Here is a 9,633-nt window from a genome sequence, read left to right on the forward strand (position 1 = left end):
CCCGCGCCGCCGCCCATTCCGCTCGAGGACGAGACAGAACCGACAGCGGGAATCGAGCCGTTGTGCGCGACCGAAGCCGTCGCGATCGCGTATGCCGCGCTCCCGCCGAGGCCGCCGAGCATGCCGACCAGAACCGCGACGGTCGTGAGGCGGCGCCAGCTCAATGCGGCACCGACGACGAAACCGGCCGCGCCGAGCAGGGTCACCGTGAGCAGCGTCCAGCGCAGCCACGGCAGCCAGTCCGCGTTCTCGGACAGGAGCACGAAGCCCCAGGCGCCGGCGGCCGCGATCATCGCGGCGAGGCCGAGCCGGCCGAACCAGTGCGAACGGCCGTGCCAGAGCACGACGCCGCCGGTTCCGACGAGGCCCGCGATCGCCGGGGCGAGGGCGACGGTGTAGTACGGGTGGATGGTGCCGCTCATGTAGCTGAAGACGAGTCCCGTCACGAGCAGCCAGCCGCCCCAGATCACGAGAGCAGCGCGGGCGCCGTCGGTACGGTGCCGCTTCCGGGTGGCCCAGAGACCGAGGACCAGGGCGAGCAGCGCCGTCGGCAGCAGCCACGAGATCTCGAGGCCCATCTCGCTGCTGAACAGGCGGCTGAGCCCGGTCGCTCCGCCGAAGCTCGAGCCGGCCGCGGCTGTCGTGCTGCCCCCCGCGTTTCCGCCGCCGCCTGCGGTCGCCCCGAAGATCCGACCGAGGCCGTTGTAGCCGAAGACGAGGTCGAGCACGGTGTTGTCCGTGGACCCGCCGATGTATGGGCGAGCGGATGCCGGCCACAGGGCGACCGCGAGCACCCACCACCCCGCCGACACGACGAGGGCGCCCGCGGCGACGCCGAGGTGTGCGAGGCGGCGCCAGACGGTCGTATTCGCCAGGAGCAGGTAGGCGAGGCCGAAGGCCGGCAGCACGAGGAGGCCCTGGAGCATCTTGGTCAGGAAGGCGAAGCCGAGGGCGACGCCGGCGAGGGCGAGCCAGCGCCAGCTCGCGGCGGGCAGCGCGCGGACCACGCAGTACGCGGCAGCCGTCATCAGCACCGTCAGGAGTGCATCGGGGTTGTCGAAGCGGAACATCAGCGCCGCGGCGGGCGTGAACGCGAGCACCGCGCCGGCCACGAGCCCGCCGACGGCGCCCAGCCGTTGGCCGAAGGCCACGAGGCTGCGCCGCACGGTCGCGAAGACGAGGGCGACGGCCGCGACGCCCATCAGCGCCTGCGGCACGAGCACACTCCAACTCGAGAAACCGAAGATCCGCGCCGAGAGCCCCATCACCCAGAGCGATGCCGGCGGCTTGTCGACGGTGATGAAGTTCGAGGAGTCGAGAGATCCGAAGAACAGGGCGGTCCAGCTCCTGGACCCTGCCTGCACCGCGGCGGCGTAGAAGCTGTTCGCCCAGCCGCTCTCGCTCAGGTTCCAGAGGTAGAGCAGGCCGGTGACGATCAGGAGCGCCCAGAACGACGGCCGGATCCAGGCGGCGTCCGTGCGCTCTCCGAGAATGATCCGGGCGATCAGTCCGCGGCGCGCCGTCGACGGCGCTGCGGCGCCGGACGTGCTGGACCCTGTGGTCGCGCCGGATGTGCGCGGCACGGATACGGGTGGGCGGGTCACGTGACCCGGAACGATGTGGCCGGTCATGGCTCCTCCAAAGGTTGATCCTTTGAGCTTGCCGAGTGCGTCCATGGGCCAGCTATGCCGGCGCTATGAGATGGCTATGGCCGGCTGTCAGCGCGGCAACCGCGCCGCCACAGCCCCGGCAAGTAGGCTGGGAGCATGTTAGATAATCCCCGTTCTCCGCGCGTGCGGGCCGTTGCGAAGCTGTCGAACCGGGCCGCGCGCTCCGAGACCGGGCTGTTCCTTCTCGAGGGCCCGCAGGCCGTCGCCGAGGCCCTGAACTTCCGTCCGGAGCTCGTCGTCGAGCTGTACGCAACCCCGACGGCCCTCGAGCGCCACCCCGAGATCGCCGAAACCGCCGTCGATGCGGGCGTCGACGTCGAATTCGTCACCGAGCAGGTCCTCGAGACGATGGCGGACACCGTCACCCCGCAGGGCTTCGTCGCGGTCTGCCACCAGTTCCCCACCTCGGTCAAGGAGATCTTCGCCAAGGAACCGAAGCTCATCGCGATCCTCGAAGAGGTGCGCGACCCGGGCAACGCCGGCACGATCATCCGGGCAGCGGATGCCGCCGGCGCCGACGCCGTGATCTTCACCGGTCGCAGCGTCGACCTCTACAACCCCAAGGTCGTGCGCTCGTCCACGGGCTCGATCTTCCACCTGCCCGTCGCCGTCGGCGTCACCCTTGACGACGTCCGCGAGCGCGCCCGCTTCGCCGGCCTCCAGATCTTCGCCGCCGACATCAAGGGCACCGACCTGCTCGCCGCCCGCAATCAGGGACTCCTTCTCGCGCCGACAGCCTGGCTGTTCGGCAACGAGGCCCGCGGCCTGACCGATGAGGACCTGGCCCTCGTCGACCGCTCGATCACCGTGCCGATCTACGGCCACGCCGAATCGATGAACCTCGCGACCGCGGCATCCGTCTGCCTGTACGAAAGCGCCTTCGCGCAGCGCAGCTAGTCGCGGGAACCGGGCCCGCCGGCGTGCGGATTGGTTTGCGCTGCTAACAATTTCCCCTAGATTGGGGGATATGGAGCCTACAGATCCCACGCCGGCTACGTCGAACATCACGGTGCGTCGGGGCGAGCCCCTCGTGGTCGTTACCGATGTCAACAAGCACTTCGGCGAGCTGCACGTCCTCAAGAACATCAACGCCGTCGTCACCCGTGGCGAGGTCGTCGTCGTCATCGGCCCGAGCGGGTCGGGCAAGTCCACGCTCTGCCGGGCGATCAATCGCCTCGAGACGATCGACTCCGGCGTCATCACGATCGACGGTCAGGCCCTTCCCGAAGAGGGCAGGGGCCTGGCCCGGCTGCGGGCAGACGTCGGCATGGTCTTCCAGGCGTTCAACCTGTTCGCGCACATGACGGTGCTGCAGAACGTCACCCTCGGGCCGATCAAGGTGCGCGGGCTGTCCAAGGCCGACGCCGAGACCCGGGCGATGGCCCTCCTCGAGCGGGTCGGCGTCGCCGACCAGGCCCACAAGATGCCCGCTCAGCTCTCCGGCGGCCAGCAGCAGCGCGTCGCGATCGCCAGGGCCCTCGCCATGGAACCCAAGGTCATCCTCCTCGACGAGCCGACGAGCGCACTCGACCCCGAAATGATCAACGAGGTTCTCGAGGTCATGATCGATCTCGCCAACGACGGAATGACCATGATCGTGGTCACCCACGAGATGGGCTTCGCCCGCAGGGCCGCCAACCGGGTCATCTTCATGGCCGAGGGCGAGATCGTCGAGGAATCGACCCCGGACCGTTTCTTCACCAACCCGCAGACCACCCGCGCCAAAGACTTCCTTTCGAAGATCCTCGCGCACTGAGGATCCTCTTCCCGCAGTACTTGCCGGTCACACGACCGGCGATCCCCGCACACAGCACCCAGGAGGACACCATGCGACTCAATAAAGGTCTAGTGATTTCTGCCATTGCCCTCGCGAGCGTTCTCACGCTCAGCGCCTGCACCGACTCCGGTGCATCCCCCTCTGCGGCCCCCGTCGCCGCCACCCCGACGTTCGCGCCGGGCACGACCATGGCCAAGCTCGCCGAAGCAGGCAAGATCACCATCGGCACCAAGTTCGACCAGCCGTTGTTCGGACTCAAGGGCCCGAACGGCCCCGTCGGATTCGACGTCGAGATCGGCAAGCTCATCGCGGCCAAGCTCGGCATCGCAGCGGACAAGATCAACTGGGTCGAGACCGTGTCGGCCAACCGGGAACCGTTCATCACGAACGGCCAGGTCGACATCGTCATCGCGACCTACACGATCAACGACAAGCGCAAGGAGGTCGTCTCCTTCGCCGGCCCGTACTACGAAGCCGGACAGGACCTGCTCGTGCTCGCCGGGAACCCGAACAAGATCACCGGGCCAGAAGACCTCACTGGGAAGCCGGTCTGCACCGTGAGCGGCTCGACCTCTGAGAAGAACATCGCCGCGTACACGACCAACGTGATCGCGACGGACACCTACTCCAACTGCCTCGGCCCGCTGCGCAGCGGTGAAGTCGTCGCGGTCACGACCGACAACGTCATCCTCGCCGGTCTCGCCGACCAGAACTCCGGCGAATTCGAGGTCGTCGGCAAGCCATTCACCAAGGAGCCGTACGGCATCGGGCTGAAGAAGGACGACACCGAATTCCGCGCCTTCATCAACGACACCCTGGACGCCTCCTTCACCGACGGAACCTGGGCAGCGGCCTGGGAGGCCACCGCAGGCAAGGTCCTCGACACCCCCACCCCGCCGACCATCAACCGCTACTAGAACCCGCGCGACGCCGGGCGGATGCCTGATGCGGCATACGCCCGGCCTCGCGTTCGAATGCACCCACCGACACCCACAGACACAGACATAGAAGAGGAGTTGAGGCATGGACGCAGTCATCGATAACCTGCCGGTCTTCCTCGAAGGCTTTCGAAACACCCTCGGCCTGCTCGTCATCTCCGGGGTGGGCGCACTCATTCTCGGCCTGATCGTTGCCGGCCTGCGCATCTCGCCCATCGGCTCGTTCCGCGGCTTCGCCACGGTCTACACCGAGATCATCCGCAACACACCCCTGACCCTGATCCTCTTCTTCTGCGCGTTCCTGCTGCCATACCTGCAGTTCTCGCCCGGCTACTTCACGCTCGCAGCGATCGGCCTCACCGTCTACACCTCGCCGTTCGTCGCCGAAGCCGTGCGCAGCGGTATCAACGGCGTGCACGTCGGCCAGGCCGAGGCCGCCCGCAGCATCGGGCTCGGCTTCGGCCAGTCGCTCGCCTTCGTGATCCTGCCGCAGGCGCTGCGGATGGTCGTGCCGCCCCTGATCAACGTGTTCATCGCCCTCGCGAAGAACACCTCCGTCGCCGGCGCCTTCTTCGTCTTCGAACTCTTCGGCGCCGCCCGCCAGGTCACCAACGACCGCGGCGACCAGGTTCTCGCAATCCTGCTCGCGGTGGCCGTCTTCTACCTGCTGATCACCGTGACCCTCGGCATCATCGCCGGCCGGGTCGAGAAGAGAGTGGCGGTGCTCCGATGACCTCGGTCCTCTACGATGCGCCAGGCCCCAAGGCCCGGCGGATGTCCCGCATCATCTCCTACGTCGGCGTCGCCGTGATCGCCGTCGGTGTCGTCGCCCTCGTGCTCGCCCTGGGAGCCCCGAAGGCGAGCGCCAACGGCGCCGTGCAGCCCGGACTCTGGGACCTGAGCCGCTGGGACGTCTTCAACGACCTCGAGGTCTGGCGCTCGCTCGGCCGCGGCGCGCTCGCGACCCTCGAGATGGCCGGTGTCGCGGCCGTCCTCGCCCTCGTCCTCGGTGTGCTGTTCTCCTTCGGCCGCGCCTCCGACACGGCCTGGATCCGGGTGCCGACCACGGTCGTCCTCGAATTCTTCCGCGGCATGCCCGTGCTGCTGATGATGCTGTTCGTCCTGCTCGTCTTCTCAACCGGATCGTTCTGGGCCGGCGTCGCCGCCCTCGCCGTCTACAACGGCGCGATCATCGGCGAGGCCCTCCGGGCCGGTATCAAGGCGCTCCCACGCGGCCAGCGCGAAGCCGGTCTCGCGATCGGCCTGACCCCCATCGCGACGCGACTCCGGATCGAATTCCCGCAGGCTTTCCGGCAGATGCTGCCGATCATCATCGCCCAGCTCGTCGTGCTGCTCAAGGACACCTCGCTCGCCTTCGTGGTGGGATACTCCGAACTCCTGCGCAGCATGCGTGACCTGACCAACTTCTTCGGCAACCGATACTCCTTCTCCTTCTTCTTCGTCGTGCTCGTCATCTACCTCGCGATGAACCTGTCGCTGTCGTGGCTGGCCCGGCGGATCGCCCGGCGGAGCGGTTCGAAGCCCACGCACTAAACTTGGGACTTGTGTCTGAATCCACCGAAAACCCCGCACCGGCCGAAATCTCCGAAGCGGCCGTGACCGCGGCGGTCACCGCCGCCCTGGCCGCCATATCCGCCGCCGCCGACTCGTCCGCCCTCAAGGCGGCCCGGAGCGAACACGCCGGTGAGGCGTCTCCGCTCTCCCGCCTGAACGCACTGATGCGTTCGGTGTCGAAGGAACAGAAGGCGGCGGCCGGCAAGCTCGTCGGCCAGGCCAGGGCCCGGGTCAACCAGGCCCTCTCCGCCCGCGAGGCGGAGATCGGCGCGGCAGAGGCCGCCGCACAGCTCGCCGCTGAAACGGTGGATGTCACGGCAGCGGCGTCGACCTGGCACGCCGGGGCGCGGCATCCGCTCGCCCTGCTGCAGGAACGCGTCGCCGACGTCTTCGTCGCGATGGGCTGGGAGGTCGCGGAAGGCCCCGAGCTCGAAAGCGAGTGGTTCAACTTCGACGCGCTCAACTTCGACGAGGACCACCCGGCGCGCGCGATGCAGGACACCTTCTTCATCGACCCGCCCGAGGCACACCTCGTGCTGCGCACGCACACCTCGCCCGTGCAGATGCGCGCCCTGCTCTCCCGCGAGCTGCCGGTCTACGTCGTCGCGCCCGGCCGGGTGTACCGCACCGACGAGCTCGATGCGACCCACACTCCCGTGTTCCACCAGATCGAGGGCATCGCCGTCGACAAGGGGCTCACGATGGCGCACCTCCGCGGCACCCTCGACCACTTCGTGCAGGCCCTCTTCGGCCCGGAGGCGAAGGTGCGGCTGCGGCCGAACTACTTCCCGTTCACCGAACCGAGCGCCGAGCTCGACGTCTGGCACCCGACCTTCAAGGGCGGCGCGCGCTGGATCGAGTGGGGCGGCTGCGGCATGGTCAACGCCAACGTGCTCCGCTCCGCGGGGATCGACCCCGAGGTCTACTCGGGCTTCGCGTTCGGCGTCGGCGTCGAACGAGCACTGATGTTCCGCAACGATGTGAAGGATATGCACGACATGGTCGAAGGCGACGCACGGTTCAGCCAGCAGTACGGGATGACCGTCTGATGCGCGTTCCCCTGAGCTGGCTCGGCGAATTCGTCGACCTCGAACCCGGCACGACCCCCGAAGCCGTACACGCCGCCCTCGTGAGCGTCGGCCTCGAAGAAGAAGAGATCCACCGCTTCGAGCTGACCGGCCCGATCGTCGTCGGCGAGGTGCTCGAGTTCGTCGGAGAGCCGCAGACCAACGGCAAGATCATCAACTGGTGCCAGGTGCGCGTCGCGCCCGGCGACGAAACCGCGGCCGACGGCGGCCCCGCCGTGCACGGCATCGTCTGCGGCGCCCACAACTTCGTCGTCGGCGACAAGGTCGTCGTGACCCTGCCCGGCGCGGTGCTCCCCGGCCCGTTCCCGATCGCGCCCCGCAAGACCTACGGCCACGTCTCCGACGGCATGATCGCCTCGGCCCGCGAGCTCGGCCTCGGCGACGAGCATGATGGCATTCTGCTCCTGAAGAACCTCGGCCTCGACGACGCCCCGGTCGGCACCGACGCGATCGCCCTCCTCGGACTCGACGACACCGCCGTCGAGGTCAACGTGACCCCCGACCGCGGCTACGCGTTCTCGATCCGCGGCATCGCCCGCGAATACTCGCACGCGACAGGGGCCGCCTTCCGCGACCCCGCCCTCGCGACGGTGACCGCGGTTTCCACGATTGATTTCCCCGTCACGCTCGCCGACGCTTCCCCCATCCGCGGTCGCGTGGGCGCGAGCGTCTTCGTGACCCGCGCCGTGCGCGGCGTCGACCCGTCCCGGCCCACTCCGGCCTGGATGATCACCCGGCTCGCCCTCGCGGGCATGCGGTCCATCTCGCTCGTCGTCGACGTGACCAACTACGTCATGCTCGAACTCGGCCAGCCGCTGCACGGCTACGACCTCGACGCCCTCGCCGGCGGCATCCTGGTGCGCCGGGCGGAACCGGGGGAGAAGCTCACGACCCTCGACGGCGTCGTGCGCGCCCTGCACTCCGAGGACCTCCTGATCACCGACGAGTCCGGTGCCATCGGCCTCGCCGGCGTGATGGGCGGCCGCAGCACCGAGATCGGTGCATCCACCACGAACGTGCTCATCGAGGCCGCGAACTTCGACCCGGTGTCGATCGCCCGCAGCGCCCGCCGCCACAAGCTCCCGAGCGAGGCCTCCCGTCGCTTCGAACGCGGAGTGGACCCTCAGGTCGCCGCCGTGGCAGCTGCCCGCGTCGTGCAGCTGCTCGTCGACCTCGCCGGCGGAACCGCGGACGGCCTCGGCTCCGCGCTCGACTCCTCCGTGCCGCCCGTCGCGATCGAGCTCCCGCGCGACTTCATCTCCGGCTTGATAGGGCGCACCTACTCGGACGACGAGGAGCGCTCAGCCCTCGCCGAGATCGGCGGCCTGCTCGTCGAAACCCCGACCGGACTCTCGGTGACCCCGCCGACCTGGCGCCCCGACCTCACCGACAAGTGGACCCTCGCAGAGGAGGTCGCCCGCATCGTCGGCTACGACAGCATCCCCTCTGTGCTCCCGGTCGCCCCGCCCGGCCGCGGCCTGACCCTCGTGCAGCGCCTGCGCCGCACGGTCGCGCAGACCCTCGCGGCCACCGGCCACACCGAGGTGCTCGCCTACCCGTTCGTATCCGAGGCCGACAACCGCCTCTTCGCACCGCTCGCGACCACGACGGATGCCGCCGGTGCCGCCGCCGGCATCCCCGCCGTCGCCGAGGTCCCCCAGATCCGCGTAGCCAATCCGCTCGACGGCGAGGCGCCTTTCCTGCGCACCTCGATCCTCCCTGGCCTGCTGCGGATCGCGCACCGCAACCGTTCTCGCGGGATCACCGACCTGGCCGTCTTCGAACAGGGACTCGTCTTCCGGCCGGTGGCGGGCATCCGCTACGGCAGCCTCGTCGTACCGGCGGGTGCCACCCGCCCCAGCACGGCACTCGAGGCCGAGCTCAACGCGGGCATCCCGCCGCAGCCGTACTCCGTCGCCGTCGCTCTCACCGGGAACACCGTGCGGCACCAGCCCGGCCGGGCGCCGATCGCCGCAGGCTGGCAGGACGCCCTCGCCGCCGTGCAGCAGGTCGCGCTCGCGACCGGCGTGCCGATCCTGGTGCGCCAGGGAGTGCACCCGGCGATGCACCCCGGCCGCACCGCCGAGTTGTTCGTCGCCACCGCAGACGGGGAGCTGAGCGTCGGCTTCGCGGGCGAACTGCTGCCCGCCGTCGCGACCGGCTTCGACCTGCCCGCCGTGGTCGCCGTCGCCGAGATCACCCTCTCCGACGTCTTCGCCCAGGCCGGTTCCGAACTGCACGCCGCACCGATCAAGACGATGCCCGCAGCGACCCAGGACCTCTCGCTCGTCGTCAGCGCCACGGTGCCCGCAGCCGAGGTGCTCGCGGCAGTGGCTGAAGGGGCCGGCGCGCTGCTCGACCACATCGAGCTCGTCGACGACTACCGCGGCACCGGGATCGAGCCCGGCCGCAAGTCGCTGACGTTCGCGCTGCGATTCCGGGCCCCCGACCGCACCCTGACCGCCGCGGAAGCGAGCGACGCGAAGCTCGCCGGCGTGGCCGTCGCGGCCGCCCGCTTCGACGCGACCCTCCGCGAGTAAGTCTCCGGGGTGCGCGCCACGTGCGCCCGTTTGGGGGCCCCGCCC

The 9,633-nt window shown here is 69.3% G+C and carries 8 protein-coding genes; 7 read left to right on the plus strand and 1 reads right to left on the minus strand.

What is annotated here, in order from left to right:
- On the minus strand, positions 1-1,631 hold a 1,631-nt coding region (locus tag QN357_RS15370; protein ID WP_323505151.1), incomplete at its 3' end, for a glycosyltransferase family 39 protein.
- 135 nt (positions 1,632-1,766) lie between these two features.
- Here QN357_RS15370 and QN357_RS15375 point away from each other — a divergent pair.
- The 7 genes from QN357_RS15375 (at position 1,767) to pheT (ending at position 9,588) form a co-directional block, all read left to right on the plus strand.
- Positions 1,767-2,567, plus strand: coding sequence for an RNA methyltransferase (locus tag QN357_RS15375; RefSeq protein WP_322136128.1), 801 nt, complete (start codon positions 1,767-1,769; stop codon positions 2,565-2,567).
- A 70-nt stretch (positions 2,568-2,637) separates the two neighbouring features.
- Complete coding sequence (locus QN357_RS15380; protein WP_134446995.1) at positions 2,638-3,426, plus strand: amino acid ABC transporter ATP-binding protein; 789 nt, start codon at positions 2,638-2,640, stop codon at positions 3,424-3,426.
- A gap of 71 nt (positions 3,427-3,497) precedes the next feature.
- Complete coding sequence (locus QN357_RS15385; protein WP_134559719.1) at positions 3,498-4,364, plus strand: glutamate ABC transporter substrate-binding protein; 867 nt, start codon at positions 3,498-3,500, stop codon at positions 4,362-4,364.
- 106 nt (positions 4,365-4,470) lie between these two features.
- Entirely contained in the window at positions 4,471-5,118 is a 648-nt protein-coding gene (locus QN357_RS15390) for an amino acid ABC transporter permease (protein WP_134446999.1), read from the plus strand.
- Complete coding sequence (locus tag QN357_RS15395; protein WP_134447001.1) at positions 5,115-5,939, plus strand: amino acid ABC transporter permease; 825 nt, start codon at positions 5,115-5,117, stop codon at positions 5,937-5,939. The genes QN357_RS15390 and QN357_RS15395 overlap by 4 nt, the downstream gene beginning before the upstream one ends.
- 11 nt (positions 5,940-5,950) lie before the next feature.
- Positions 5,951-7,009 (plus strand): phenylalanine--tRNA ligase subunit alpha, encoded by a 1,059-nt coding sequence (gene pheS, locus QN357_RS15400; protein ID WP_134447003.1) that lies wholly within the window; start codon positions 5,951-5,953, stop codon positions 7,007-7,009.
- A complete protein-coding gene (pheT, locus tag QN357_RS15405) occupies positions 7,009-9,588 on the plus strand; it encodes a phenylalanine--tRNA ligase subunit beta (protein WP_134559717.1) in 2,580 nt (859 codons plus the stop codon). Before pheS ends, pheT begins: the two co-directional genes overlap by 1 nt.
- Positions 9,589-9,633: the final 45 nt, after the last annotated feature.

This window comes from Cryobacterium sp. RTC2.1 (assembly GCF_035018685.1).
In the GTDB taxonomy this organism is placed as follows: Bacteria; Actinomycetota; Actinomycetes; order Actinomycetales; family Microbacteriaceae; genus Cryobacterium; species Cryobacterium glucosi.